Genomic DNA, 25,554 nt, shown 5'->3' on the forward strand with positions numbered 1-25,554 from the left:
TTTCCGCAACCCTCCGGTGTAGCTCGCGTGGACAAGTCTGCGTGCACCCTGGGGCGGAATGCGTAAGCTTGGCGAAATTCGCGGTCTGAAGTTTCCCGACGAGTTCGTCGTCCGGCACTTCTACAAGCGCGGTCTCCACAACAAGACCGGACGGGTTCTGGAGCTCGGTTGCGGCGTCGGCAACAACCTGGCGCTCTACGGCGAATATGGCTGGAGCCTCTGCGGCGTCGACTACGACGCTGCGGCGCTGGACGACGCCCGCTGGAACTTGGAAGGCGCGGCCGACCTGATTCAGGCCGATCTGTCGCGCGGACTACCGGCGTTGCAGGGAAAGTTCGACGCCCTGATCATCCCCAATCTGCTCTGCTACCTGACCCGCGAACAGGCGGTCGTCGTGCTGTCGGCGTTGAAGCCCAGCCTGGCGCCGGACTGCGAGGTCTTCGTGCGGACACGCCTGGTCGACGACTACCGCTATGGTCGCGGCGCGACCGAGGAAACCGACGGCTTCCGTCTGGCGACGCCCGAGACCGGCGAGGCTGGCCTCTTCAACCGCTTCTACACTTGGGGCGGGCTTGTCGACCTGATGGACGAGACCCTGGCCCTGACCGACCGCTGCGAGTTGGCGGTGCGGTTCGACAATCTGCAGTCCGGCGTCCGCGTGCCTGGCAATTCCGACTTGGTGGTGTGGGGCGTCTCGCCATGAGCCAAGTGACCATCGTCGGCGGCGGCCTCACCGGAATCCTCGCCGCCTTCGAGGCCCATCGCCTGGGCGCGCGCGACATCGTCCTGCACGAGCGCTTCGGTCAGCTCGGCGGCCTCGACCTGCCGCGCACGGCCCACGGCCTTGAGCTGCGCGATCGCTGCACCTACTTCGGCGCCGCTGGCGATCCGGTACGCTCCGTACTGGAAAGCCATGGCGTCGCCTTCGAGGACTTCAAGCTCCACTGCGGATCCGTCAGCCCTAGCCGTGGCGGCGATCTGGTCTGGAGCGAGGACCTGGACGGCCCAGCCCTGCCCACCCGCAGCCTGACAATCGCCCCGCAGGTCGGCCACAGCCTATCCGACCGGTTGCGCGCCTATCCGGATGAGATCGGCCGCGCCCTTTCCCGATACTGCCAGTGGCGTCTGGGCGTGTGGCTGAACGAGGTACATGAAAGCGCCGCGGTCGGCCTGGCGGTCGACCGTGTCCTGCCGTTCGGCCAAGCTCCGGAGGAGCTCGGCGCGCAGCCCGAATTCTACGCTGGCCCGCAAGCGGCCGCGATAGCCGGCCTGCCCCGAGGCGGGCTAGCCTCGCTGTTCGCCCAGTGCGAACGCAGCCTCATAGCCCTCGGCGTCACCGTATGCGTCAATTCGCTGGTCTCCCCGCAGCACGTCCTTGCCGCGCGCCAGCCGGGCGAGACCGTGGTTTGGGCCGCCAACCCGACGCCGCTTTTCAAGCCGCTGGGCCTCGAAGCTCCGGTCCAGCTCGGCAAGAGCCTGGCGACCTACATCGTCACGGCCAGCTACGTCGGGAACGTCCCGTTCCGCGTGCGCAATTTCACGGCCCAGGGCGCCGTCGCGCAGCTCTATCTCTACGAGAGCCGCGGCCAGCTTCTGGTCCTGGCTGAGTGCGTCGAGGAGCGTGGCGAGACTGAGCTACGCAGCGAGATCGTCCGGCTGATGGCGGGCTTCGGCGGCGCCTCCCTGACCCTCGGCGAACAGATCAGCGCCCATGTCGGGCCGCGCCAGGAATACCTCTCGGTCGACGCCCCGCAGAAGCTCAAGACCCTGCGCGTCCAGCTCACCCGCGACCATGGCGCAGCATTCGTTCCTGGCGCCTGGGAAATCGACGCCCCAGGCGAAGGATTTGCTCAACTCCGCGCCCGGCTGGCCGCTGCGCTCGCCCCCTCCGCCATCTCCGCGGTCGCCTAATCATGGCCGCTCTCACGGCGGCGATCATGCAGCCGACCTACCTGCCCTATCTCGGCTACTTCCACCTCATCGCCGCCAGCGATGTCTTCGTCTTCCTAGACGACGTTCAGTTCGCCCGCCGTTCCTGGCAATCGCGCAACCGTATCCTTGGCCCCGGCGGCGAGGTCATGCTGACCGTCCCGGTCAAGAAACACGAGCGCGACACCCCGATCAGCAAGATCGAGATCTGCGAGGGCGAAGCCTGGCGTAATAGGCACCTGAAGGCGATCAGCCTGAACTACGCTCGCCGCCCCGCCTTCGCTGAGGGCTTCGCCTTCCTGGAGCAGGCCCTGGCGACCACGGGCCTCCTGGCCGATCTTCACCGCACGATCATCGAAGGCGCCGCCTGCAAGATCGGCCTGACGACCCGGTTCGTGAACGCCCGCGACCTGGACTGCCCTGGCCACCGCTCCGACCACCTGCTCGCGATTTGCAAGGCGGTCGGCGCAACCGACTACCTCTCGCCCATGGGGTCCCACGACTACATGCAGGACGACGGGGTTTTCGCCGCCGCCGGCTTTCCGGTCCGCTTCCAGGGCTTCGTCAACATTCCCTACCCACAGGGGCGTGAGCCGTTCGAGCCGTACATGGCCTTCGTCGACGCGCTGATGAACCTGGGCTGGGCCGGCCTTGCCCAACTCATCGCCCGGATGCGCGAGGAGTCTTCTTCCCCGTCGTGAGCTTGCTGCGAACCTCGCGGCGATCGCGAGCCGGCAGCAGATCGCCCAGCTCCGCCATGAACGCCTCTACGGCCGACCGATCTCGCGGCGACAGCGCCCGCAACGCCCACGACAAAGCCTTCTCCACCATGTCGTCGCGGTCGGCGGCTAGGGCGCGGCAGACCTTCAACGTCCGCGCCGCGTCGCCTGCGCCGCGGCTGCTGCGAGCGCTGAGCCCAACCGTGGCCACCAGCGCCGAGCGCCGCAGCCAACGGCTCGGCGAACTCGCCCAACCATCAATCAGCCCGTCGTCCACACGCCCCTTGGCCCACAATGGGCCTGACAGGATCGTCCCGAAGCCATCGACCGCATACCAGGAGGCCAGCTCCTCGGCGAAAGCCTCCAGCTGCGCCTGACCTACGGCCTCGTAGGCGCCGCGATGGAAGCGGACAAGCTCGTAGCCGACCCACTTGGTCTCCTGGGGCATCCGCGTGGCCAGCGTCCGGCCGAGCGCGATCAGGTCTAGCGGCGCCTCTCCCGCCAGGCAGGCCGACCAGCGCCTGCGCAGCTTGCGGATATTGGGGGTGTCGCGCCGTGGCAGCGCCGCGATCTCGGCCTTAATCTCGGCGGCGAGTGCGGCGGCGTCCACTAGCCGACCATGTCCCAGGCCAGGGGTTCGCCCCGGGCGATGTCGCGCGACGCGGCCTTGCCCAGCACCTCGTCCAGATGGGCCGGCGCCAGACCGTTGCCCGGGCGGATCGAGCGGACATTGGCGCGGGTCAGCGGCTCGCCGGCCTTCACGTTGGCGGTGACATAGAGCGAGCGGCGGAACAGCAGCGAGCCGCGCTCCGACCCCAGGGTGTCGTAGTGGGCCCGGCCCAAGGCCTTCCAGGCGTTCTTGCAGTCGGCGGTCAGGGCGGTGAACTCGGCTGGTTCCAGCGAAAACGCCGCGTCCGGGCCGCCATCGGCGCGCGCCAGGGTGAAGTGCTTCTCGACCACGCAGGCGCCCATGGCCACCGCGGCGACCGAGGCGGCGATCCCCGGCGTGTGGTCGGACAGTCCGATCGGGACCCCGAACCGCTGAGCCATATCGGCGACCGTGCGGACATTGGCGTCTTCGAAGACAGCCGGGTAGCTGGACACGCAGTGCAGCAGGATCACCCCCGGCGCGCCAGCCGCCAGGGCGGCATCGCACGCAGCGGTCATTTCTGCCTGATTGGCCATGCCCGTGGAGATGATCAGCGGCTTGCCTTTGGCCGCGGCGTAGCGGATCAGCGGCAGGTCCACGGCCTCGAAGGATGCGATTTTGTAAGCCGGCGCCTCCAGGCCCGCGAGCAGGTCTACCGCCGTCTCGTCGAACGGGCTGGAGAAGATGGTCACCCCGCGCTTGCGGGCTCGCTCAAAGATCGCCGCGTGCCACTCGAAGGGCGTGTGAGCCTCCTCATAGAGCTCATAGAGGCTTCGCCCGTCCCATAGCCCGCCGTGAATCCGGAACTCCGGCCGATCGACGTCCATGGTGATGGTGTCAGCAGTGTAGGTCTGGATCTTGATAGCGTCGCAACCGGTGTCTGCGGCCGCGTCGACCATCTGCAGCGCGCGGTCCAGGCTGCCGTTGTGGTTCCCCGACAGCTCGCAGATCACATAGGGCTCGTGGTCGGGGCCGATCTTGCGGCCGGCGATGATGACTTCCGGGGACTTGGACATGCACGCCTCACAGGTTCGCGGGCCAGCCTAATCGCGCCTATTGAAACGTGCGTTAACCAACCGCGGCGGCTGCCTGTCGCAACTGGCCAGAATCTCACCTAAGTATGCGGCATGTCCGACGCTGCTCCTCGCACCACACGCTGCCTGATCCTGGGTTCCGGCCCGGCCGGCTATACCGCCGCTATCTATGCCGCGCGCGCCCTGTTGAAACCCGTGCTGATCGCCGGCATCCAGCCCGGCGGCCAGCTGACCATCACCACCGACGTGGAGAATTATCCCGGCTTCGCCGACGTCATCCAGGGCCCCTGGCTGATGGAGCAGATGCAGGCCCAAGCCGCCCATGTCGGCACCGAGATCATCAACGACATCGTCGTGAAGGCCGACCTGTCGCAACGTCCGTTCCGCCTGGAATGCGACAGCGGCGAGGTCTGGCTGGCCGAGACCCTGATCATCGCCACCGGCGCCCAGGCCAAGTGGCTGGGCCTGGAGACCGAGCAGAAATTCCAGGGCTTCGGCGTCTCGGCCTGCGCCACCTGCGACGGCTTCTTCTATCGCGGCAAGGAGGTCGTGGTCGTCGGCGGCGGCAACACCGCGGTCGAGGAAGCGCTGTTCCTGACCAACTTCGCCGCCAAGGTCACGGTCGTGCACCGTCGCGAGGAATTCCGCGCCGAGAAGATCCTGCAGGAGCGGCTGTTCGCCCATCCCAAGATCGAGGTGATCTGGAACGCCGCCATCGACGAGGTGACCGGCTCGACCGATCCGCTTGGCGTCACCGGCGTGAAGCTGAAGGACGTCAACACCGGCGAGGTCCGCGAGATCGCCGCCGACGGCGTGTTCATCGCCATTGGCCACGCCCCGGCCTCCGAGCTCTTCAAGGGCCAGCTTGAGATGGACAGCTCGGGCTATCTGAAAGTCGTCGCCGGTTCGGCCGCCACCGCCATCACGGGGGTCTACGCCGCCGGCGACGTCACCGACGACGTCTACCGCCAGGCCGTGACTGCCGCGGGCATGGGCTGCATGGCCGCGCTGGAGGCCGTGCGCCTGCTGGCCGAAGAAGACCACGAGAAGGCCCACCACCCGATCTCCCACCACGAGGCCCAACGGATCGGCGCTTGGTAGGGCGGCGCTAGCCCTTCCTTCCGGCAAGGGCGGCGAACGCCGCGCGAATCACCTCGTGAGTGGTCAGCTCGGGCGTCAAAAAATGTTGAAAGACAAGGCCTTCGATCAGGCTGTTGATGACTCGCACGAGGATGTCCGGCGACATGGGCAAGTCGTCCTCGTTGCAGATGCTGCTGAACCACTCCGCTCCGAGGGCGTAGCCTGGCGCCATCTTGTCCCGGAAGCTCTCTCGGACCTCTTCGTGGCCCAGAGCGTAGGCCCGGAAGGTCAAGGCGCCCACCGCGGCTGAGCGGCGCTCCGGCAGGGCCGCGATCACCGCCTCGGCGGCGGCGGCCATGATCTCGGCGAAGCTGGCGCCTGGCGCCACCACTGGCCGGATCGGGGCCCACTGGCGCTCGGCCAGGGCCATGAACAACTCGTCGCGGTTCCTGAAATTCCCGTAGATCGCCCCGGTGCTCATCCCGGCCCGGTCGGCGATGTCCTGCAGGGTCGTTCGATCGAAGCCTCGTTCCCGAGTCAGTTCGAGCGCGGCGTCCAGCAGCGTCGCCCGCGTCCGCTCTCGCTTGTCGCCCTTCGGACGCCCGCGCGGCGACTCGGCTCTCTGAATCGACATGGCCCTCGTATACGCCATTGCCATTTCATAAGAATACTATTTTATAATCTCACAATATTATGGAGCCAGTCATGGGCCTCCCTGATCAGATCAGCGCGACCATCGACGGCCTCGTCGCGGAAGGCGAGATCGCGGGCGCCGCCACCCTGGTCTGGCGCGACGGCCATGTCGTGCAGGCCGCCGGCTACGGCTGGCGGGACCGCGAAGCCCGCCTCCCCGTCGAGCGCGACACCATCTTCCGTATCGCCTCGATGTCGAAGCCGATCACCTCGACCGCCGCGCTGATGCTCTATGACGAAGGCCGCTTCGCGCTGGACGATCCGATCACCGCGTGGGCGCCGGAGTTCGCGCAGATGCGCGTCCTGCGCTCGCCAGTCTCCCCCCTGGACGACACTGTTCCGGCCGAAAGGCCGATCACCTTCCTCGACCTCCTGACCCACCGGTCGGGCTTCACCTATGGCGCTTTCCACCCCGGCCCCATCGACGCAGCCTATGCCGCGACCCTCGGCATGGACCTGGACAGCCACCTGTCCCCCGACGCCTGGATCGCCGGCCTCGCTAGCCTGCCGCTGCTCGAGCAGCCGGGCGCGGGTTTCCATTACGGCGCTTCCACCGACCTCCTCGGCCTGCTGGTCGCCCGTATCGCCGGCGTCGGCCTGGACGAGCTCCTGGCCCGGCGCATCTTCCGGCCGCTCGGCATGAAGGACACCGGCTTCTTCGTGCCCGCCGAAAAGCACGACCGCCGGGCCAAGATGTACGGCTTCGGCGAGAACGGCTCCCTTGAGCACCGCCCCCTCCATCCGCCGCAAGCATCGGCCTTCCTTGCCGAGCGCCCGGCCGACCTCGCCTTCTGTTCGGGCGGCGCGGGGCTGTGGTCGACGCTTGACGACTACCTGACCTTCGCCCGCATCTTCGTCAGCGACGGGGCGGTCGACGGCGTGCGGCTCCTGAAGCTCGAGACCCTGAAGCGGATGACCGCCAACTTCCTCACCGACCAACAGATCCAGGCGGCGACCATCATGGGCCTGCCGGCCTTCACCGGTCAGGGCTTCGGCCTCGGCGTAGCCGTGGTGCTCGATCCTGAGAAGGCCTCCGCCACCCGCTGCAAGGGCGGCGTTGGCACTGTCGGCTGGCCGGGCGCTTATGGGGGCTGGTGGCAGGCCGACCCCACCGATGGCTCGGTGATGATCTTTCTCGCACAGAACGCGCTTGATCTGGAGCAGGCGGCCCAAGGGATCGGGCTCGGGGTCTACATGGGCATCAGCCAGTTCCACGCGCTGGCGTCAGGCGGGGCGTGAGCCCCGCGTTAAACCGCCCCCTGGCGCGGGGCGCTGTTTCGCCCTAGCTAACCCATAGCAAAGCGCCGGAGAATCCCATCTCCTGCACCACATTCCACAGACCCGCTCGAAGAGACGAGGCGATCCGCCGCCATGACGAACCTAATTGTGCGAGGCGGCCGCGCCTTGCGCGGGACCATTACGCCGTCCGCCAACAAGAACGCCGTCCTGCCGGTGCTCTGCGCCACCCTGCTGAGTGACGAGCCGATCGTCCTGCACCGCGTCCCGGACATCACCGACGTCCGCAAGCTGCTGGATTTCTTCGGAAAGCTCGGCTCGTCGGTGGACATGGACTACGCCACCGGGACTCTGCGCCTGCACCACGGCGGCGCGCTCGATCCCAAGGCCGCGCACCTGCCCCTCGGCATGCGCTCCTCGATCATGCTGATCCCGGCGCTGCTGCACCGCTTCGGCCGCGCCAGCCTTGAGGAAGACGTCACTGGCTGCACCCTGGGCTCGCGCGAGATCGACCCTCACATCGAGGTGTTCCGCGCCTTCGGGGCCGACGTCGTCAGTGAACCGGGCGCGACGGTCATCACCACGGCCAAGGGCTTCACCGCCACCCAGCATTGGCTGGACTACGCGTCCGTCACCACGACCGAGAACTTCGTGCTTTGCGCGGCGACCGCCAAGGGCACCTCACGCCTGACCAACGCCGCCTGCGAGCCGCACGTTCAGGAGTTCTGCGAGTTCCTGGCCGGCATGGGCGCGCGCATCCAGGGCGTCGGCGGCTCGCGGGTCACCGTGGCCGGCGTCGACAGCCTCGGGGGCCTGGAATTCACCTTCGCCGACGACTTCCACGAGGTCGCCACCTTCCTGGCCATGGGCGCCATCACCGGCGGTGAGATCGCCGTGCAGAACGGCTCCGTCGAGCAGTTTCCGCTGCTGGACCGCACCTTCGCCAAGTTCGGTGTCGAGGTGACCCACGAGAACGGCTTCAGCCGCGCCCGCGTCGACGGCAAGCTGAAGGTCCGCGAGCCCTTCACCTCGAACATCCTGACCAAGGTCGAGGCTGCGCCCTGGCCCTATGTCCCGGCCGACCTGCTGCCGATCTTTATCGCGCTCGGCGTCCGCGCCGAGGGCCAGGTGATGTTCTGGAACAAGGTCTATGACGGCGCGCTCGGCTGGCACGCGGAACTCGGCAAGTTCGGGGCCCACGCCCTGCTCTGCGATCCGCACCGCCTGATCACCTGGGGCGGCAAGCCGCTGACCCCTGCCGTCGTCGAAAGCCCCTACATCATCCGCGTGGCCATCGCGCTATTCATGCTGGCCGCCAGCATCGAGGGCGAGAGCACCATCCTCAACGCCGCGCCCATCCAACGCGCCCACCCCAAGTTCGTCGAGAACCTCAACGCCCTCGGCGCCGACGTCAGCTGGGTGGCCGGAGACTGATCTCGCTTTACGTTCCTCGCCTCCTGGGGGAGGCGGACCAGCGCAGCGCGCAGGGACGGAGGGGGACTGCTGACTCAGCAAGCCCCCTCAGTCAGCCAACTGACAGCCCCCTGAGGGGGGAGCAATTGCCCTCCTAGTGCCGGTCCCGCTTGGCCTGAGCGTTCTTGGTCGCCTGCGAGACGCTGCCCACCTTGGCCGGCGCAAGCTTGGACTGCGTCTTCTGGCTGCCCACCGCCTGCATGCCTTCGCTCGCAGTGCGGCCGGCGTCCGGGTGGGTCTTGGCGACATTGGCCCGGCGCATAGCCAGCGCCTTCTTGGACGCCTCGATGTGCGCCGCGCGGGACTCCTCGGCGCGTAGACGGGTCGACTGGCGGTTCACCCGGCGCAGGGCGCTGGCGAACACCTGCTTGCGCTCCTGGCGATGCTCGGCCGTGCCGCCGCCGCGCGCCTCAGCCTTCCCGCGCGTTTCGCGCACCTTCTGCCGCGCCAAAGTCCGCTCCTTGTCTCGCAGAGTGCGCAGCCGGGTGCGGGCCTCCGCCAGCCCCTTCTCATCGAGCTGAGCCAGGGCCGGATGGTGCGAGGCGCGAACCAGTTCGCCTTCGTCGTGGTTCAGCAGGCTCAGCTCGCGGCGGTTGTTGATGGACATCGGCGGCCTCTCTGGCGTTGCGCAGGTCTGAGGAAACGCGCCCGAAGGGTAGTCGGTTCAGCAATTGCGCGCCGCGCAGCCCGGCCTAAGCTGCCCGCCATGATCCGCCATGCACGCCCCGCCGACCAACCCGCCATCCGCGCCATTGTCGAAGCCGCCTTCGGCCAGCCCGACGAAGCCGACCTCGTCGAGCAGCTGCGCGCCGACGGCGACGTGATGTTCGAACTGGTCGAGGAGGACGCCGGCGAGGTGGTCGGCCACATTCTCTACAGCCGCCTGTGGGCCGACAGCGTGAACCTCTACGCCGCGCTCGCGCCCCTGGCCGTGCGCCCCGATCGCCAGCGCGACGGGGTCGGCAAGCGCCTGACCGCCGCCTCGATCGAAGCGGCCAAGGAATTCGGGGCCCAAGCGGTCATCGTGCTTGGCCATCCGGAGTACTACCCGAAGTTCGGCTTCACCACCGACGCCGCCGCAAAGGTGAAGTCACCTTATTCCGGCAGCCCGGCCTTCATGGCCCTGGCGCTGGAAGCCGGGGCGCTCGATGAGCCGGTGCTGGTCGCCTATCCGAACGCTTTCGCGGGCTAAGCGCCATGAAGACCTATCGCATCGGCGTCATCGGCCTTGGCCAGCGCATCGCCCATGTGCTGTCGGCCATGCAGGAGGTCGGCTGGAGCCTGCAGGTGGCTGGCTATGTCGATCCGGCCCCGGTCGGCGCGCCGATCATGGCCGATGCTCGCCTGGAAATGGGCCGCGCCTTCGAGACCCCCGCCGATCTGTTCGCCGCCGGCCCGTTCGACCTGGTGATGATCGGGTCGCCCAACCACCTGCACTTCGGGCACATCAACCTGGCGCTCGACGCCGGCTGGCCGATCTTCGCCGAGAAGCCGATCGTGCGGACGCAGGACGAGACCGCCGCGCTCGCGGAGCGCCTGGCACGCGGCGGCGGCCCTCCCCTCTACATCGGCCTGGTCATGCGTTCGATGTCGATCGTGCGCGAGACCATCGCCCGCGTTGACCGCGGCGAGCTGGGCGCTCTGGTCTCCATCGACGCCACCGAGCACCTCCCCCCGGAGCATGGCGGCTACCTGGCCCGCAACTGGCGGCGCAAGCAGGCCTATGGCGGCTCCTACCTGCTCGACAAAGTCTGCCACGACTTCGATATTTTTGGGCGGCTGGCCCGTTCGCGGCCGGCCAAGGTGGCCAGCTTCGGCGGCCGGGACATTTTCACGCCCCAGCGCGCCGGCGAGTACGCCTACAGCGACGGCCAACCGGCCTACGCCCTGCGCGACGCCGGCTGGGCCAGCGCCAACGACGCCTTCCATTCCGACATGGACGTCACCGACCACCAGAACGCCCTGGTCCAGTACCAGAATGGCGTGCGGCTCTCGTTCCACGCCAACAGCCACGTCGCCCTGCCCGAGCGCCGTTGGTACGTGGCTGGGACCGAGGGCACGCTGATCGCCGACCTGGTCCGCAACAAACTGATGATCCGCCGTGCCCTCGACCGCGGCAAACCCGAGCGCATCGACTACGGCGGCCTCACCGCCGACAGCCACAACGGGGCCGACCAGGCCATGGCCCGCGATCTCCTGGCGACCATGGAGGGCAAGCAGCCGTTCCCGGTGACCCCATTCGAGTCCATGGAGGCCGGCCTGACGGTCATGGCCATCGACGAGGCGATGACCCGCGGCGAGATGATCGACTGCGCCCCGATGTGGGCCCGCTTCGACGCCGCGCGGGGCGACTAGAGTGGCTTGAGCAGCGCCTCGCCCAGCAGTTCCTGCAGCAGCGGCGTACGCGGATAGGGATGGTGCCGGTACTGCCGGAAGCCTTCGGCCAGATCTACGCCGAAGCCGCGCGCGCATCGGCGGGTCCACTGTTCCATCGAGGCCAGATGATTGGGAATGTCGTGCTGGCGCGCGACCCAGCTGTCCTGGCTGACGTGGCAGGCCAGCATCGCCTGCTTGGTCTCGAAGACCGAAGCCACATTGGCGCCAAAGTCCGGCGCCCGCCAGACGCCGTTACGGTCGCGGCCCCCGATCGGGTCCATGAAGTAGAGATGCGGGATCGCCGCCATGGTCGGCGCCTCGCCTGTCCGATAGTTCGGCACGCTGGCGGCGAAGCAGGCGTCGCGCACCAGTTGGCTCACCGCCTCATGGTCGGGATGATAATCGGCTGGCGACGCGGTCAGCACGATGTCGGCGCGTGACCAGCGGACCAGCTCGGTGACCAGCCGACGGGTCGGATCGTCGTTGAAGACACCCAGGTCGGGAATTTCGCCGCAACGATACTCCGCCCCGATTATACGCGCGGCCTGCGCTGCCTCGGCTTGGCGAATACGAGAGGTCTCCTGGGGCTCGGTCTCGGCCGAGCCCAGGTCGCCGCCAGTGACGGTGGCGATGCGCACCTGATGGCCGGCCGCGGCCAGCAGGGCCAGCGTACCGGCGCTCAAGGTTTCGATGTCGTCCGGATGGGCGTGGATCGCCAGTATGGTCGCCATGCCCTCAGTCTTAGCTGCCCTGCGAAGCCTGCGCACCCTCGTCAGGCGCAGCCGCCGGGGCGGGCGGCGGCGCGAGCGGCACGATCGGCGGCGGGGCGCCAGGTTCGGAACCCTCCATGGCCGCCAACGCCCTGTTGATCTCGCGGACTTCGTCGGCTGTGGGCTTGCGGCGCGGGGCGTAGAGCGTGCCCAGCACCCGGGTCCGCTCGCCGCCTGAAGCGCTGGCGTCGGCGACATTGTAGGTCCGCACCTCGCCGGCCACCGCCAGCGTCACCTGTCGCCCGCCGCCGATGCCCTGGCTCTCGGGATCGAGCAGGCCGTTGGTCCGCGCGTCCAGGCTGCCAAGGATGGCGGGCGAGATATAGGACTCGGCGCCGGCATAGCGGCCCGTGAAGGCGGGCGGTTCGCCCCAGGGGCCGGTCCAGCGATAGAAGATGTGCAGGCCGACCTGCTTCATCTTCACCAGCGTCGGCGCCCAGTATGGGGCCACGTAGTTGGCGTGATAGTGGGTCGCCGAGCCGACCGCCTTGACCACATGTCCGTTGAGGGCGCTGCGGGCGACCTGCTGGGCCCGGCGCCAGAGGCTGGGCTCGGGCGCATATCGCAGCGAGCCGTCACAGGTGAAGCTGAACTGGCACCCGGTCAGTCGCGCCGAGCCCTGGTAGACCACCGCGCACACCGATTTCGGATAGGCGGGATGGCGAAGCCGGTTCAGGACCACCTGGGCCACCGCCTCTTGGCCAAGCTGCGGCTCGCGGGCGCTCTCGTAATAGACCGCCTCGGACAGACACTTCATCGCCCGCGCCCGATCCTGGCCGCCCGCGTGCAGGACGAAGGGCCGCATCGGCCGGATCGGCAGCTTGGAGAAGCTGCGCAGCGCGTTGATTTCCTCGGCCTGCTCTGCGGTCGAGGCGTCCAACCCCAGGTCCGGAATCTGGCTGATGTCGAGGTTGCTCCAGCCTACGGTCCGGCCCCAGGGATCGGCTTGACGCCCCACCGGGTCGTGACGCTGGGCGAGGGCCAGCATGGCCGGGTCCATGTCCGCCGTCAGACGCTTCAACCCCTTGTCGGAGAAGGTGCGGACGATGCTCGCCAGGCCCAGAGACTTGCTGTCCTCCACGCTTGCCATGCGCGGGTTGGCGCAGGCCAGCAGGATCGCCGCCAGCGCACACGACCCGGCGATCGCCGCGATCAGATTACGCTGGGAGAAGATCTGAGAGACAGGCAGGGGCAAGGTCTCAATCTGTTTCAGCGTGGGCTCCATGCAGCCGCAACCTGGCAAAATAGGGGCCAATGGCCGGGATATCGAGTGTTGCGCTGCGGCACGGTCGCTCGCATGCTCAGCTTGACCGGTTCACCCCAGACCGGAGTCGAGAGAGAGCGTCCCTCAAAATGACGCCCGTCGGATCGCCACTTCGCTTTATACCACGGCGTTCGCCGCCCTTCCCCGTGGCCCTCGCCATAAGCTTGACCGCAATGGCCGCAGCCATAGCGATTCGCGGCATCTTCGCCGGTTGGGAAAATTCCCTGGCGTTGTCGGTGACCCACTTTCCGGCCTTCATCGTCGCCACCTTGTTCGCCGGCCAGCGCTGGGGCTGGGCGAGTTTGGCCGCCGCCGTAGCGATCTCCCTGGCCGCGCGGGGCGGCTGGCCCACCGAGCCGTCAGCTCGGGCCGGAGTGGCGCTCTACATGTTGTCTAGCGCGGTCACGATCATCGTCGCCGCCGCCCTGCGGGAGATCGTCCTGCGGCTGGACGAGGCCCAGGAGGCCCTGGACCGCAGCGAGACGCGACTGCAGATGGCCCAGGACGCCGGCGAGGTGGGACTCTGGGACTGGGACGCCGAGACCGGCGAGGGCTACTGGTCCCCGACCCTCTATCGCAATCTCGGCCTGCCGCCCGGCGACCGCGCCAACATCCGCAAACTGCTGGAGGTCGTGCATCCGGAGGATCGCGAATGGGTCCGCCAGAGCAACGTCTCCGCACTGCGCACAGGCAAGATGGCGCCCACCGAATATCGTATCGTGCGCCCCGACGGCGAAGTCCGCTGGCTGCTGTCCCGCGGCGAGATGCTGCAGAACGGCGCCGGCCGTATCGTCCGCGCAGTAGGCGTCAGCATCGACATTACCGAGCGGCGCCACGCCTTTGAAAAAGTTCGTGAAAGCGACGGCCGATTCCGCGCCCTGGCCGACAGCGCGCCGTTGATGCTGTGGGTTGCCCGCGCCGACGGCACGCGCGAATTCGTCAACAAGGCCTATGTCGACTTCCTCGGCCGCCCCTACGAGGAGGCCCTGACCTTCGACTGGCGCGAACGGCTGCATACGGACGACCTGCAGCGGGTCCTGCAGGAACAAGTCAGCGGCGAGGCGGCGCGCAAGCTGTTCGTGCTCGAGGCCCGCTATCGGCGCGAAGACGGCGCCTGGCGCTGGCTCCGCTCGGTCGCGCAACCGCGCCAAGGGCCCGGCGGCGGGTTTTCAGGCTTTATCGGCATCGGGGTGGACGTCACCGAAGCGAAACAGGCCGAAGGCGACCTGATGCGCATCAATGACCTGCTGGCCGAGCGGGTGCAGGCGGCGCTCGCCGAGCGCGACGAGGCCCAGGCCCGGCTGCACCACGCCCAGAAGATGGAGGCGGTGGGCCAGCTGACCGGCGGCGTGGCGCACGACTTCAACAATCTGCTGACCGTGATCACCGGCGCCCTGGACCTGATCCAGCGCCGCCCCGCGGACGCCGACCGGCGCGAGCGGATGATCGACGCCGCCCTTGGCGCCGCACGCCGCGGCGAGCGCCTGACCCACCAGCTCCTGGCCTTTTCCCGCCGCCAGGCCCTTAAGCCGGAACCGGTGCAGATCGACGCCCTGCTGGCCGAGAGCGATCCCCTGCTGCGCCGCGCGATCGGCGAAGCCGTGGCTTTCGAGCTGCAGCCGGGCGCTCCGGGCGCCGTGGCGATGATCGACCACGGCCAGTTCGACGCCGCCATCATGAACCTGCTGGTCAACGCTCGCGACGCCCTGCCCCTAGGCGGCGCGATCACCATCGAGACCGACACCTGCCAGCTGACCGATGGTCAGGTGCAGGACATGGCCGCCGGAGACTATGTGCGCGTCATCGTGCGCGACGATGGGGTCGGCATGGAACCCGACATCCTGGCCAGGGTGTTCGAGCCATTCTTCACCACCAAGGACATCGGCAAGGGGACCGGCCTTGGCCTGTCGCAGGTATATGGTTTCGCGCACCAGAGCGGCGGCGGCGTGGCCATCGAGACCGCACCGGGCAAGGGCGCGGCGGTCAGCCTCTATCTGCCCCGCTGCGCTGTCGCGCCCGCGACCGACCGGCCTTTCGACCAGGCCCCGATCACCACCCGCGGGCTGGACGTGCTGCTGGTCGAGGACGACGCCGAAGTCGGAGACATGGTCAGCGCCATGCTCGAAGAGCTAGGCCACAGGGTCACCCGCGTCGACGGCGTCGAGCCGGCGCTTGAGGTGCTCCGGCGCCCCGGCGACCTGGACCTGATGCTTACCGATCTGATCATGCCGGGGGGGCGGTCGGGCCTGGACCTAGCGAAGATCGCGTGCGAGCTGCGGCCCGGCCTGCCGATCATCCTATCCTCAGGCTACACCGGCGAAGCCCTGCAGGCGACGACCGAAGCCCCTTGGCCGCTGCTGCGCAAACCCTATTCGGCCGACGCACTGGCCCGCGTCCTGGCCGAGGCGGCCGACCCTGAGATCCAAGCCGCCTGATCGGGCTTCAAGATATTGTGGGGTTGTGCGGCCCCATACGCGGGTCTATATGATCGGTTATCGGTTTTGCTCCTTTTGAGCATAATCACGGACGCCGACGGGGCGCTGCAGACATCCCGCGGCGTTTTTTGAGGCCGACGAAATGCTCAATTTGAGCATAAGGAGGGATTGCCAATGGCTGACGGTTCGCAATTCGCGTTCACGCCCGCTGTCGAAGCCGCCACCTCGCCCCTGTGGGAGAAGGTGAAGCATCACGTCACCCCGATGGAGTGGCGCCTCCACGCCCCGCTGATCGCCGAGATCAATCGCCTGAAGCGCGAGAAGAACGCGGTCATCCTGGCGCACAACTACATGACGCCCGAGATCTTCCACGGGGTCGGCGACTATGTCGGCGACAGCCTTGGACTGGCCAAGGAAGCGGCGAAGTCGGACGCGGCGATCATCGTCCAGGCCGGCGTGCACTTCATGGCCGAGACCTCGAAGATCCTGTCGCCCGAAAAGACCATCCTGATCCCCGACCTGACGGCCGGCTGCTCGCTGGCCTCGTCGATCACCGGCGCTGACGTGCGCCTGATCAAGCAGCGCTATCCGGGCCTCCCGGTGGTCACCTACGTCAACACCACGGCCGACGTGAAGGCCGAGACCGATGTCTGCTGCACCAGCGCCAACGCCGTGCAGGTCGTCGAGCACGTCGCCAAGGAGTGGGGCGTCGACCGGGTGATCCTGATCCCCGACGAGTTCCTGGCCCGCAACGTCGCGCGTCAGACCGACGTGAAGATCATCGCGTGGAAGGGCCGCTGCGAGGTGCACGAGCGCTTCACCGCAGAGGACATCCTTGAGCTCAAGGCCGCCTATCCGAACGCCGAGGTGCTGGCCCACCCCGAATGCCCGGCCGAGGTGCTGGAGGTGTCCGACTTCGCCGGCTCGACGGCCGCGATGAACGACTACGTGCTGCAGCGGAAGCCGAAGCAGGTGGTGCTGATCACCGAGTGCTCGATGGCCGACAACGTCGCCGCCGACGCGATCGGCACCGAGTTCGTGCGCCCGTGCAACCTGTGCCCGCACATGAAGAAGATCAGCCTCCAGAACATCTACGAAGCCTTGCTGCACAACCGCTACGAGGTGACCGTCGATCCGGCCATCGCCGAGCGTGCGCGCCTGGCCGTCCAGCGCATGGTCGACCTGCCGCCGCCGGCGATCCCGGCTCGCTATGACTTGGTCAAGGCGCGCCACCACGTGGACGTCGAGCTGATCTGACCATGGAAAGGGTCAAGCACGACGGTGTGCTGATCGTCGGCGCGGGGCTGGCCGGTCTGTCGGCCGCCTTGGCCGCGGCGCCGCGCAAGGCGCTGGTGCTGAGCGGCGCGCCGCTCAGCCAGGGCTGCTCGTCGGCCTGGGCCCAAGGTGGCATGGCCGCGGCCCTGGGCGGCGACGACACGCCCGAACTGCACGCTGCCGACACCATTGGCGCCGGCGCCGGCCTGGTCGATCCGGGCATGGCCGCGATCCTCGCTGCCGAAGGTCCCGAGGCGGTCCGCCGCCTGGCCCAGTTGGGCGCGCCGTTCGACCGCGACGCCGAGGGCGAGTTCGCCACCAGCCTGGAAGCCGCCCACTCCCGCTCCCGCGTCGCCCGGGTGAAGGGCGACCAGGCCGGTCGGGCGATCATGGACGCTGTGATCGCCGCTGCGCTGTCGGCGCGCCACATCAAGGTCCGCGCCGGCTGCCGGCTGCGCGGTCTGCTGAAGGACGCCGAGGGCCGAGTGCGCGGTGTGCTGGCCGAAGAGAACGGTCAGCTGATCGAGTTCGTCGCGCCCGCCGTCATCCTGGCGACCGGCGGGGTCGGCGGCCTCTACGCCGTCACCACCACCCCGCCGGAACTCAAGGGCGAAGGCCTGGCCCTGGCCGCCCTGGCCGGCGCCACCATCGCAGACCCTGAGTTCGTGCAGTTCCACCCGACCGCCATCGACATCGGCCGAGATCCCGCGCCGTTGGCCACCGAGGCCCTGCGCGGCGAAGGCGCCAAGCTGATCGACGGTCAGGGCGAGGCCTTCATGGCCCGCTACCATGCCGACGCCGAACTGGCCCCGCGCGACGTGGTGGCCCGCGCCATCCACGCCGAGCGCGAAGCTGGGCGCGGAGCCTTCCTCGACGCCCGCGCCGCGGTCGGCGCCCATTTCCCCGACGAGTTCCCGGCCGTGTTCGCCGCCTGCCTGTCCGGCGGGATCGATCCGCGCGTCGCCCCGATCCCGGTGGCGCCCGCCTGCCACTACCACATGGGCGGTATCGTCACTGACGCCGACGGCGCCACCAGCCTGCCGGGCCTCTACGCCGCCGGCGAGTGCGCTTCGACCGGTGTGCACGGCGCCAACCGCCTGGCCTCCAACTCGCTGCTGGAAGCGGCGGTGTTCGGCGCCCGCGCCGGTCGCGCCGCCCGCGAGGCGTTCGATCCCGGCACCCGTGCGCTGCGCGCCTCGCCCGCCCCCGACCTGCCGCCCAAGGCCCTGGCCGAACTGCGAACCGCCATGAGCCGCGAGGCCGGGGTCGTTCGCGACGCCGAAGGCCTGCGCCGGCTGATCGCCCTGATCGACGACCTGGAAACACGCCATGGGCAGGCCCTGCCGCTGGTGGCGGCGCGGCTGATCGCTGAGGCGGCGCTGGCCCGCCCGGCCAGCCTGGGGGCGCACTTCCGCGTCGACGGCGCCGCCGACGCAGCGCCCGCGCGCACCTTCATTACCCTCGCCCGGACACGCTTCGCCGCCGAATGATCGCCCCCATCCCCGACATCCTCATCCAGCCCGTCGTCGCCGCCGCCCTGGCCGAGGACCTCGGCCGCGCCGGCGACGTCACCGCCCAGGCCTGCATCGACGCTCATGCGCGCCTGACCACGGTCTTCGCCGCCAGGCAGAGCGGCGTGGTGGCGGGACTGGCCTGCGCGCGATTGGCGGTGCTCGCGCTCGACCCAACCGCCTCGTTCGAGACGAGCGTGGAGGACGGCTATCAGGTTCAGTCCGGCGAGGTGCTGGCCAAGGTCGAGGCCAACGCCCGCGCCTTGCTATCGGCCGAACGCACAGCCCTGAACCTGCTGGGACGGCTCTCCGGCGTGGCCAGCCTGACCCGCGCCTATGTCGAGGCGGTCGACGGCACCGGAGCGCGCATCGCCGACACCCGTAAGACCACGCCCGRCCTGCGTCACCTGGAGAAGTACGCCGTGCGCTGCGGCGGCGGCCTCAACCACCGCTTCGGCTTGGATGACGCGATCCTGATCAAAGACAACCACGTCGCCGCGTGCGGCGGGGTCGGCGAAGCGCTCAAGCGCGCCCGAGCCGCGGCCGGGCACCTGATGAAGATCGAGGTCGAGGTCGACAGCCTGGAGCAGCTCGAAGAAGCTCTGCCTCATCGCCCCGACGTCATCATGCTTGACAATTTCAGCCTCGACGACCTGGCGACCGCGGTGCGCATCGCCGGTGGGCGCACGACCCTTGAAGCCTCGGGGGGCGTGAACCTGCAGACCGTCCGCGGCATCGCCCAGACCGGGGTCCAGGTGATCAGCGTCGGCGCCCTCACCCACTCGGCCGCAGTGCTCGATATCGGGCTGGACGCGGTCTAGCGCTCGGAACAAGGCCTCGCGCCGGCGGTTCCTTCCTGGTCAACGGAAGGAGCTACCCATGAGCAAGGCGCCCCCGATCCCGAAGGAACAACGGTCCTTCCGCGGCGAACGACCCGACATCTTGGGCGGCCAGCGCGACCGCCGAGACGCCAAGACCGGTCTGCAATCGGCCGATCACGGCGATGGCGACGTGAACCTCAAGAACCAGGGCCGCCAGGGCAACATCCACCAGAACGTCGACACGGTGCACGCCAGGACTCAGGACCGCTGAGCCATGCCGGACAAGCACCCGAACACCCTGCGCTGGGGCGGTCCTGGCGCGAGCCACGAGAACGCCAGCAAGCCGCCCCCGCCGCCCGTCGATCTGCGCGTCCCCGGCGAGCCCACCAACACCCCGTACAGCCATGTCTCCGGCGGCGGCGGCGAACGCGACCGCCACCACGGTCACGATGTCACGGCCAAACGCCGGACGCAGGAGAGTTCCGCCGAGCGCCGCAAGCCATAGGGTAATCTACGCCGTTAAGCCTATCTTGCCCTTTGAACGCCAAACTGCGCCGCAGTAACGGGCGGCGTAATGAAGTTTCCAGCTTTTGAGTTCGACGAGGGCTTCGATGGCGTTGCGCGCTCGGCGCGCAAGATGGCGCCGTCGCGATGGCTGACCGTCGCCATCTATTCGCTGCTGGTCGCTGCCACGCTCACGCGCGAGTTCGCTGCGGTCTGGGCCGCATGTTTCGTCTTGGCCGAGTTCTGGACCTGGCTGGCGACCAACCCGCACGCCAGGGGTCAGGCGCTGACCCGTCGTGATCGGGTCGCCTATCTGACCTCCGCCGTGGCGGTGAACGCCGTCTGGGTCGGCCTCGGCCTCGCCTACTGGATCGCCGGCTTTCCGGGCTCTGAATATTTCGCCCTGTTGCTCTGGTCGGCCTTGCTGGTCAACGGCGTCAGCCATTCCTACCGCTCGTCCCTGGCCTGCCTGGTGTTCGGGGCGCCGAGCGCACTCTGCATCCTGATCGCGCCCTTCGTGCTGCCGCGCTTCGAGGGCTACCATCAGGCCTTCGTTCTGCTCGGCGTGGTGATCTTCTTCGGCTACGCCGTCCTGTCGGCCGAGCGCGGCGTGCGCGCCGCCAACGCATTGGCCAAGGTCCAACGCGATCTCGAGGAACAAACCCGCGCCGCCCAGGCCGCGAGCCGGGCCAAGTCCGACTTCCTGGCGATGATGAGCCACGAGCTACGCACGCCGATGAACGGCGTCCTGGGCATGGCCCACGCCCTCGGCGGCACCGAGCTCTCCGAGCGCCAAGCCAGCTATGTCAGCACCTTGCTGCGCTCGGGCGGCGGGCTGATGACTATTCTCAACGACATCCTCGACCTGGCGAAGATCGAGGCCGGCAAGTTTGACATCGAGACACGCTCTTTCGAACTGCGTCCGACCGTGGCCCGGCTTGCCGATCTCTGGGCGCCCGCCGCCCGCGACAAAGGCCTGGAACTGATCTCCAAGGTCGAGGCCGAGGTTCCCGATTGGTTGATGGGCGACGACGCCCGCCTGCGCCAGATCCTGCAGAACCTGCTTTCCAACGCGGTAAAATTCACCGAACGGGGTGAGGTCCGGCTGACCGTCGCCGCCACGCCCCAGGGCGTGAGCTTCACCGTCGCCGACACGGGCCCCGGCATGGATGACGACACCCAGTCGCGGTTGTTCCAGGGCTTCATCCAGGCCGATTCCAGCATCGCCAGGCGCTTCGGCGGCACCGGTCTTGGCCTGGCCATCTCGCGCAAGCTGGCGCGGCTGATGCACGGCGAACTGAGCGTGGAGAGCCGCCTCGGCGATGGCGCGCGCTTCACCCTTCTGCTGCCGTTGCCCCCCGGCCAGCCGGCGCCATCAGGCCAGGACGAGCCCGCCATCGGCGCGGCTGGCGAGGCGCGGGTCCTGGTCGTCGACGACAACCTGATCAACCTGGCGGTCGCCCGCGCCCTGCTGGAAGCCATCGGCGCCAAGGTCGTCACCGCCTCCAGCGGGCCCGAGGGGATCGCCCTGGTGTCCCGCGAACCGTTCGACGTCGTCCTGATGGACATTCATATGCCGGGCATGACCGGCATCGAGACCCTGGCGGCGATCCGCTCTGCCGGCCACACCCTGCCGGTCATCGCCCTCACCGCCGACGCCATGGCCGGCGAGCGCGAGCGTCTGCTGGCGCTCGGCTTCAACGACTACATCAGCAAGCCGCTCGAGCCGGCCGCCCTGATCAGGGCCCTGGCGGCCTAGATCCGCACAGCGTCCAGCCGCGCCGCGGCGGTTTCGGCGGCCGCGCGCCGCGCCTCGGCCCCAGCCGCCAGTCGGCCCTTCACCGCCGCCAGCACCTCCGGCGAGGCCAGTTCCGGCCGGCCCGACTGGAACGGCGGGGATGGCGCGTATTCGAGCGCCAGTTGGATCGCCTTGGCCGTCGTCTCCCCCGCCACCTCGGCGGCGACCACGAAGGCGAAGTCCAGGCCCGCGGTCACGCCGCCGCCGGTGATGATGTCGCCGTCGCGGGCCACCCGGCCCTCGTCGATGATCGCCCCGAACGGTGTCAGCAGGTCGCGCCAGGCCCAGTGGCACGCGGCCCGCTTGCCCTGGAGAAATCCAGCGGCCGCGAGGATCAGCGAGCCCGTGCAGACGCTGGTCAGGTACTTCGCCCCGCCGCCCAACCGGCGGATCTGCGCCATGAAGGCCTCGTCGAGCATGGCGCCGGTGGTCCCGAACCCGCCCGGCACACAGAGCAGATCGCACGCCTCCACCTTCGACAGGTCGGCCAGGTTCGAGAATGTCAGGCCGTCGGCCACGATGTCGGCGCCGCCCATGGACGCGACCGTGACCTTCGCATTGGGAAGGCGAGAGAACACCTGGTGCGGACCGGTGAAATCCAGGTGAGTCACGTCGGGATAGAGCGGGATGACGATCTGAAGGGTCGACATGGCGGTCTCCGATAGGTTGACGGCGCCATTGTGCGCGCCCTAGCCTGCGTCCGAAATGACATTCTTCCCTCGTTTTACGACATGACTCGCAAGCTTGGCGTCCTGCTGTTTCCGGACTTCCAGATCCTCGACGCGAGCGGCCCTATCGCCGCCTTCGAGATCGCCAGCCGCTACGCGCCCGGCGCCTACGAGCTGCAGATCATGGCGACCGCGCCCGGCCCCGTGCCGTCCTCATCCGGCGCGGTGATGCTGGCCGGCGAGCTCTGTGCCGAGCCGCTGGACACCCTGCTGATCTCGGGCGGAGAGGGCACGCGTCCGGCGGCGATCTGCGAAATCACCAAGGGCTGGGTACGCGCCGCCTCGGCCGCCGCCCGGCGCACCGCCAGCGTCTGCTCGGGCGCCTACATCCTGGCCGAGGCCGGCCTATTGGACGGCCGGCGGGCCACCACCCATTGGCAGCGCTGCTCGGAGTTCGCCAAGCGCTACCCGAAGGTGCGGCTGGACCCGGACCGGATCTTCGTCCGCGACGCCGACATCTGGACCTCCGCCGGGATCACCGCCGGCATCGACCTGGCTCTGGCGCTGATCGCCGACGACCTTGGCGATGACCTCGCCCGCAGCGTGGCCCAGCAGCTGGTGGTCTACCACCGCCGGCCCGGCGGCCAGTCGCAGTTCTCCGCCCTCCTGGAGATGGGCGGCCAGGGCGGCCGGTTCGCCGCCCTGCTGGACTGGATGCGCGAACGGCTGGCCGAGCCGCTGGGCGTCGAGCGCCTGGCTGAACAGGCGGCGATGAGCCCGCGCCACTTCGCCCGCGCCTTCGCCGCCGAGACCGGCATGACCCCGGCCAAGGCGGTCGAGCGGCTGCGCCTGGAGACCGCCCGTGAGCGGGTCGAGTCGTCGGCCGAACCGATCGACCGGGTGGCCGAGAACGTCGGCTTCGGCGATCCCGAGCGGATGAGGCGCGCCTTTCTGCGCGCCTTCGGCCAGCCGCCGCAGGCGCTTCGACGCTCGGCCCGCGCCTAACGCCGCCCGTTCAGCATAGCGATCTCGCCGGTCAGCCGCTCGATGCGGGCGTTCTGCTCGAGCACCAGGGCCATCAGCTCCTCGCCGCGCAGCGCGTCCAGCTTGTCGTGCAGCCGCAGAATCTCCAGCTCGGCGCGCAGGTTGACCACATAGTCGTACTCGGCGGCCTTGCGGTCGGTCACGCCCTGCCGGTTCTGGCTCATCATGATCACCGGGGCCTGTAGGGCCGCCAGGGTCGAGAGCACCAAGTTCAGGAAAATGAAGGGATAAGGGTCGAAGGCCAGGCCGAACAGCTTTGCCGCCAGGTTCCATCCGACCCAGGCCGCCAGGACCACAGCGAAGCCGATGATGAACACCCAGGACCCGCCGAACGCAGCCACCCGGTCGGCCAGGCGCTGCCCGAAGGTGCGATCGTCGTGGATCAGGCCTGGCGCACGACTCGGCGTCTCGCTGACGATCAGGTCGATGACGCTCTTCTGGACGGGATTGAGGTCGTCATAGCCGCTGTTCAGCAGCCCGCGGGCCAACTCGTCCCGCGCCGTCACTTCACTCATGTCCAGGGTCCCGAACAAGCTGCGGCCATGCCCGCCGCAAGGCGAGCATGGCCTAAGCTATCACGAAGGAGAACCCGGCGGTCAGTCGCCGACGCGCGCCTCGTCCGTAGCGGCACGGGGAGCCGCAGGGCTGACGGCGATCGGCGTCAGCTTCGCGGCGGACTTGTCGGCATCCTTGACCACCGCCGATGCGGGTTTGCCGGCCTCGGCCGCCGCGTCCGCGGGGGCCACTTCAGCCTTGGCGATCGCCAGACGCATGTCGCCCTCGACCTCGATCTTGGGCTGCGGCGTGGCGGTGTAGCTGGCGTACTGCACCCGTTCCGACGCCTTGGGCGCCGAGCCCACGTTGCGGCCCAGGCGATAGAAGACGTGCATACCGACTTCGGCCGTGCGGATCAGGCGTGGTCCCCAGTTGGGCGCGACATTGGTCGTGTGGAAGTGGGTCGCGTTGCCGACGCTGGCCACCACCGCTCCCGAAAGGGCGCGCGAGGCGACCTTCTTGGCGCGGTTCCAGGCCGCAGACTCGCGGCCGCGGCGCATCGAGCCGTCGCAGGCGAAGCTGAACTGGCACCCGACGCGCTTGCCGGCGCCTTGGAAGACGACGCCGCAGACACTCTTGGGGAAGGCGGGATGGCGCACCCGGTTGAGGACAACCTGGGCGACCGCCGCCTGGCCGGCCGGCGTCTCGCCGCGCGCTTCGAAGTAGACCGCCTGGGTCATGCATTCGAGTTCGCGAGAGGTTTCCAGCGCGCCGGCCAGCTGGAACGGCGCGGCGACCGGCAGCGTGGCCGTGATCGGACCGCGCAGCGCAATCTCGGGGCCGCGCTGAAGGCGCGCGGCCAGGAGGGCGTTCTGACGGTCGCGCTGGGCGGCGCCGCCGGCGTTGAGCGGGTCATGTCGGCTGGCGATGCGAACGACGCCAGCGTCCATGGTCGCCGTCTCACGTTGAAGGGTGGACTCGGAAAAGCCGCCGGCCGCCGCTTCCGCGATACGCGAATTGCGGGCTTCCTCGGTAGCTGTGCGCGCCATGCCGCCGGTCATATAGGCCGCGCCCAAGGCGAGGCCGATGCCCGAACCGATCAAAGCGGCGCATGTGGGCGCACGCCAATCGGCGCGGGCCTTGCTCACTGAATTCAAAAGGATCGTGTCCCGTGTGGCGAGGGCGATATCGCCCCCCGACATCGTCGCCACGGTTCGCCCCTGCTCTTGCTGGCGGCGGCGTGGCTGAGAGCCTGTCGATTACACGTGGAGTGACAGGCTACGGCGAAGTTAAGGTGGTTTATGACCGTCGCCGATGGGATTCGCAAGGCTACATTGCATCGCGGCACGGATATTTTTCAGTTTTCGTTAACCGCCTACGGGAAGTTCCGGAACCTTCACCGTGCCGGACCGTTGACGCCGCAGACCCATCGATTGCGGAGATACCCCTTGCGCAAGACCCTTAGTCTGCTGGCCGTAACCGGGCTGATCGCGATGCTCGCAGCCTGCGGCCACAACGTCGAACAGCGGGCCGCCACTGGCGCCGCAACCGGCGCTGTCCTGGGCGGGCCGGTGGGCGCCGTCGCCGGCGCCGCAGCCGGTACCGTCGTCAGCAAGGCTGCCGACAAGTAGCGAATTGCAACAGGATCCTCGCCTCCTGCGCGAGGGTCACTCGGCCGTGCTCGCGCGATAAGCTAATCCATCGGCACGACGCACGCCCAAGCGCCCTCCGCCAGATTTCGCGTTCACTGAACACAGGTCTGGCGGAGCGGCCATGGTCC

Annotated in this window: 26 protein-coding genes; 17 read left to right on the top strand and 9 right to left on the bottom strand. The window is 68.7% G+C overall.

Annotation, left to right across the window (positions count from 1 at the left end):
- Nucleotides 1-58 precede the first annotated feature (58 nt).
- The 3 genes from AC1DQJ_RS15595 to AC1DQJ_RS15605 are packed head-to-tail and all read left to right on the top strand — an operon-like array spanning nucleotide 59 to nucleotide 2,630.
- The gene (locus AC1DQJ_RS15595) at nucleotides 59-703 is read left to right on the top strand and encodes a methyltransferase domain-containing protein (protein ID WP_477604887.1); all 645 of its coding nucleotides are present in this window, start codon (nucleotides 59-61) and stop codon (nucleotides 701-703) included.
- Nucleotides 700-1,911: a flagellin modification protein FlmF gene (locus tag AC1DQJ_RS15600; RefSeq protein WP_477604889.1), complete on the top strand. Its 1,212-nt coding sequence runs from the start codon at nucleotides 700-702 to the stop codon at nucleotides 1,909-1,911. Before AC1DQJ_RS15595 ends, AC1DQJ_RS15600 begins: the two co-directional genes overlap by 4 nt.
- A gap of 2 nt (nucleotides 1,912-1,913) precedes the next feature.
- Complete coding sequence (locus AC1DQJ_RS15605) at nucleotides 1,914-2,630, top strand: WbqC family protein (protein ID WP_477604891.1); 717 nt, start codon at nucleotides 1,914-1,916, stop codon at nucleotides 2,628-2,630.
- Here the strand turns inward: AC1DQJ_RS15605 and AC1DQJ_RS15610 are convergent.
- Both AC1DQJ_RS15610 and pseI read right to left on the bottom strand, forming a co-directional pair.
- The gene (locus tag AC1DQJ_RS15610; RefSeq protein WP_477604893.1) at nucleotides 2,590-3,258 is read right to left on the bottom strand and encodes a DNA alkylation repair protein; all 669 of its coding nucleotides are present in this window, start codon (nucleotides 3,256-3,258) and stop codon (nucleotides 2,590-2,592) included. The two genes, AC1DQJ_RS15605 and AC1DQJ_RS15610, sit on opposite strands and share 41 nt — an antisense overlap.
- Nucleotides 3,258-4,313, bottom strand: a complete 1,056-nt coding sequence (pseI, locus tag AC1DQJ_RS15615) for a pseudaminic acid synthase (RefSeq protein WP_477604895.1) — start codon at nucleotides 4,311-4,313, stop codon at nucleotides 3,258-3,260. The genes AC1DQJ_RS15610 and pseI overlap by 1 nt, the downstream gene beginning before the upstream one ends.
- 111 nt (nucleotides 4,314-4,424) lie before the next feature.
- Between pseI and trxB the strand changes: the two genes are divergently transcribed.
- On the top strand, nucleotides 4,425-5,432 hold the full coding sequence (gene trxB / locus AC1DQJ_RS15620; protein WP_477604897.1) for a thioredoxin-disulfide reductase: 1,008 nt from the start codon (nucleotides 4,425-4,427) through the stop codon (nucleotides 5,430-5,432).
- Nucleotides 5,433-5,439: 7 nt separating this feature from the next.
- On the opposite strand, the gene AC1DQJ_RS15625 is transcribed toward trxB, so the two are convergent.
- A complete protein-coding gene (locus tag AC1DQJ_RS15625; protein ID WP_477604899.1) occupies nucleotides 5,440-6,045 on the bottom strand; it encodes a TetR/AcrR family transcriptional regulator in 606 nt (201 codons plus the stop codon).
- Between the two features lie 71 nt (nucleotides 6,046-6,116).
- On the opposite strand from AC1DQJ_RS15625, the gene AC1DQJ_RS15630 reads away from it, so the two are divergent.
- On the top strand, nucleotides 6,117-7,343 hold the full coding sequence (locus AC1DQJ_RS15630) for a serine hydrolase domain-containing protein (RefSeq protein WP_477604901.1): 1,227 nt from the start codon (nucleotides 6,117-6,119) through the stop codon (nucleotides 7,341-7,343).
- A gap of 132 nt (nucleotides 7,344-7,475) precedes the next feature.
- Nucleotides 7,476-8,774, top strand: coding sequence for a UDP-N-acetylglucosamine 1-carboxyvinyltransferase (locus tag AC1DQJ_RS15635; protein WP_477604902.1), 1,299 nt, complete (start codon nucleotides 7,476-7,478; stop codon nucleotides 8,772-8,774).
- Nucleotides 8,775-8,907: 133 nt separating this feature from the next.
- Here the strand turns inward: AC1DQJ_RS15635 and AC1DQJ_RS15640 are convergent, their stop codons facing one another.
- Nucleotides 8,908-9,420 carry a hypothetical protein gene (locus AC1DQJ_RS15640; protein WP_477604904.1) on the bottom strand — a complete coding sequence of 171 codons (513 nt, stop codon included), beginning with the start codon at nucleotides 9,418-9,420 and terminating at the stop codon, nucleotides 8,908-8,910.
- A 99-nt stretch (nucleotides 9,421-9,519) separates the two neighbouring features.
- Between AC1DQJ_RS15640 and AC1DQJ_RS15645 the strand changes: the two genes are divergently transcribed.
- Both AC1DQJ_RS15645 and AC1DQJ_RS15650 read left to right on the top strand, forming a co-directional pair.
- The gene (locus tag AC1DQJ_RS15645) at nucleotides 9,520-10,005 is read left to right on the top strand and encodes a GNAT family N-acetyltransferase (RefSeq protein WP_477604906.1); all 486 of its coding nucleotides are present in this window, start codon (nucleotides 9,520-9,522) and stop codon (nucleotides 10,003-10,005) included.
- Nucleotides 10,006-10,010: 5 nt separating this feature from the next.
- Entirely contained in the window at nucleotides 10,011-11,168 is a 1,158-nt protein-coding gene (locus AC1DQJ_RS15650; RefSeq protein ID WP_477604908.1) for a Gfo/Idh/MocA family protein, read from the top strand.
- Here AC1DQJ_RS15650 and AC1DQJ_RS15655 read toward each other — a convergent pair.
- Complete coding sequence (locus AC1DQJ_RS15655; protein ID WP_477604910.1) at nucleotides 11,165-11,920, bottom strand: PIG-L family deacetylase; 756 nt, start codon at nucleotides 11,918-11,920, stop codon at nucleotides 11,165-11,167. The two genes, AC1DQJ_RS15650 and AC1DQJ_RS15655, sit on opposite strands and share 4 nt — an antisense overlap.
- A 10-nt stretch (nucleotides 11,921-11,930) precedes the next feature.
- Complete coding sequence (locus tag AC1DQJ_RS15660) at nucleotides 11,931-13,154, bottom strand: cell wall hydrolase (RefSeq protein ID WP_477604912.1); 1,224 nt, start codon at nucleotides 13,152-13,154, stop codon at nucleotides 11,931-11,933.
- A gap of 242 nt (nucleotides 13,155-13,396) precedes the next feature.
- On the opposite strand from AC1DQJ_RS15660, the gene AC1DQJ_RS15665 reads away from it, so the two are divergent.
- The 7 genes from AC1DQJ_RS15665 to AC1DQJ_RS15695 all read left to right on the top strand — a co-directional run bounded on the left by AC1DQJ_RS15665 (nucleotide 13,397) and on the right by AC1DQJ_RS15695 (nucleotide 21,528).
- The gene (locus tag AC1DQJ_RS15665) at nucleotides 13,397-15,658 is read left to right on the top strand and encodes a PAS domain-containing protein (RefSeq protein WP_477604914.1); all 2,262 of its coding nucleotides are present in this window, start codon (nucleotides 13,397-13,399) and stop codon (nucleotides 15,656-15,658) included.
- Nucleotides 15,659-15,832: 174 nt separating this feature from the next.
- Nucleotides 15,833-16,915, top strand: coding sequence for a quinolinate synthase NadA (gene nadA / locus AC1DQJ_RS15670; RefSeq protein WP_477604916.1), 1,083 nt, complete (start codon nucleotides 15,833-15,835; stop codon nucleotides 16,913-16,915).
- Complete coding sequence (locus tag AC1DQJ_RS15675; protein ID WP_477604993.1) at nucleotides 16,912-18,423, top strand: L-aspartate oxidase; 1,512 nt, start codon at nucleotides 16,912-16,914, stop codon at nucleotides 18,421-18,423. The genes nadA and AC1DQJ_RS15675 overlap by 4 nt, the downstream gene beginning before the upstream one ends.
- Nucleotides 18,420-19,265, top strand: a complete 846-nt coding sequence (nadC, locus tag AC1DQJ_RS15680; protein ID WP_477604918.1) for a carboxylating nicotinate-nucleotide diphosphorylase — start codon at nucleotides 18,420-18,422, stop codon at nucleotides 19,263-19,265. The genes AC1DQJ_RS15675 and nadC overlap by 4 nt, the downstream gene beginning before the upstream one ends.
- Before the next feature lie 58 nt (nucleotides 19,266-19,323).
- Nucleotides 19,324-19,536, top strand: coding sequence for a hypothetical protein (locus AC1DQJ_RS15685; protein WP_477604920.1), 213 nt, complete (start codon nucleotides 19,324-19,326; stop codon nucleotides 19,534-19,536).
- Between the two features lie 3 nt (nucleotides 19,537-19,539).
- Complete coding sequence (locus AC1DQJ_RS15690) at nucleotides 19,540-19,770, top strand: hypothetical protein (protein WP_477604922.1); 231 nt, start codon at nucleotides 19,540-19,542, stop codon at nucleotides 19,768-19,770.
- A 69-nt stretch (nucleotides 19,771-19,839) separates the two neighbouring features.
- Entirely contained in the window at nucleotides 19,840-21,528 is a 1,689-nt protein-coding gene (locus AC1DQJ_RS15695) for an ATP-binding protein (protein WP_477604924.1), read from the top strand.
- On the opposite strand, the gene AC1DQJ_RS15700 is transcribed toward AC1DQJ_RS15695, so the two are convergent.
- Nucleotides 21,525-22,217: a DJ-1/PfpI family protein gene (locus tag AC1DQJ_RS15700; RefSeq protein WP_477604926.1), complete on the bottom strand. Its 693-nt coding sequence runs from the start codon at nucleotides 22,215-22,217 to the stop codon at nucleotides 21,525-21,527. The two genes, AC1DQJ_RS15695 and AC1DQJ_RS15700, sit on opposite strands and share 4 nt — an antisense overlap.
- Nucleotides 22,218-22,298: 81 nt before the next feature.
- On the opposite strand from AC1DQJ_RS15700, the gene AC1DQJ_RS15705 reads away from it, so the two are divergent.
- Nucleotides 22,299-23,240, top strand: a complete 942-nt coding sequence (locus tag AC1DQJ_RS15705; protein WP_477604928.1) for a GlxA family transcriptional regulator — start codon at nucleotides 22,299-22,301, stop codon at nucleotides 23,238-23,240.
- Here the strand turns inward: AC1DQJ_RS15705 and AC1DQJ_RS15710 are convergent.
- Nucleotides 23,237-23,794 (bottom strand): DUF1003 domain-containing protein, encoded by a 558-nt coding sequence (locus AC1DQJ_RS15710; RefSeq protein ID WP_477604930.1) that lies wholly within the window; start codon nucleotides 23,792-23,794, stop codon nucleotides 23,237-23,239. The genes AC1DQJ_RS15705 and AC1DQJ_RS15710 overlap by 4 nt on opposite strands.
- Nucleotides 23,795-23,875: 81 nt before the next feature.
- Complete coding sequence (locus tag AC1DQJ_RS15715) at nucleotides 23,876-24,922, bottom strand: cell wall hydrolase (RefSeq protein WP_477604932.1); 1,047 nt, start codon at nucleotides 24,920-24,922, stop codon at nucleotides 23,876-23,878.
- A gap of 153 nt (nucleotides 24,923-25,075) precedes the next feature.
- Here AC1DQJ_RS15715 and AC1DQJ_RS15720 point away from each other — a divergent pair, with 153 nt between their 5' ends.
- Nucleotides 25,076-25,405, top strand: a complete 330-nt coding sequence (locus tag AC1DQJ_RS15720; protein WP_477604934.1) for a hypothetical protein — start codon at nucleotides 25,076-25,078, stop codon at nucleotides 25,403-25,405.
- Nucleotides 25,406-25,554 lie beyond the last annotated feature (149 nt).

It is taken from the genome of Phenylobacterium sp. P4_E10 (genome assembly GCF_056401675.1).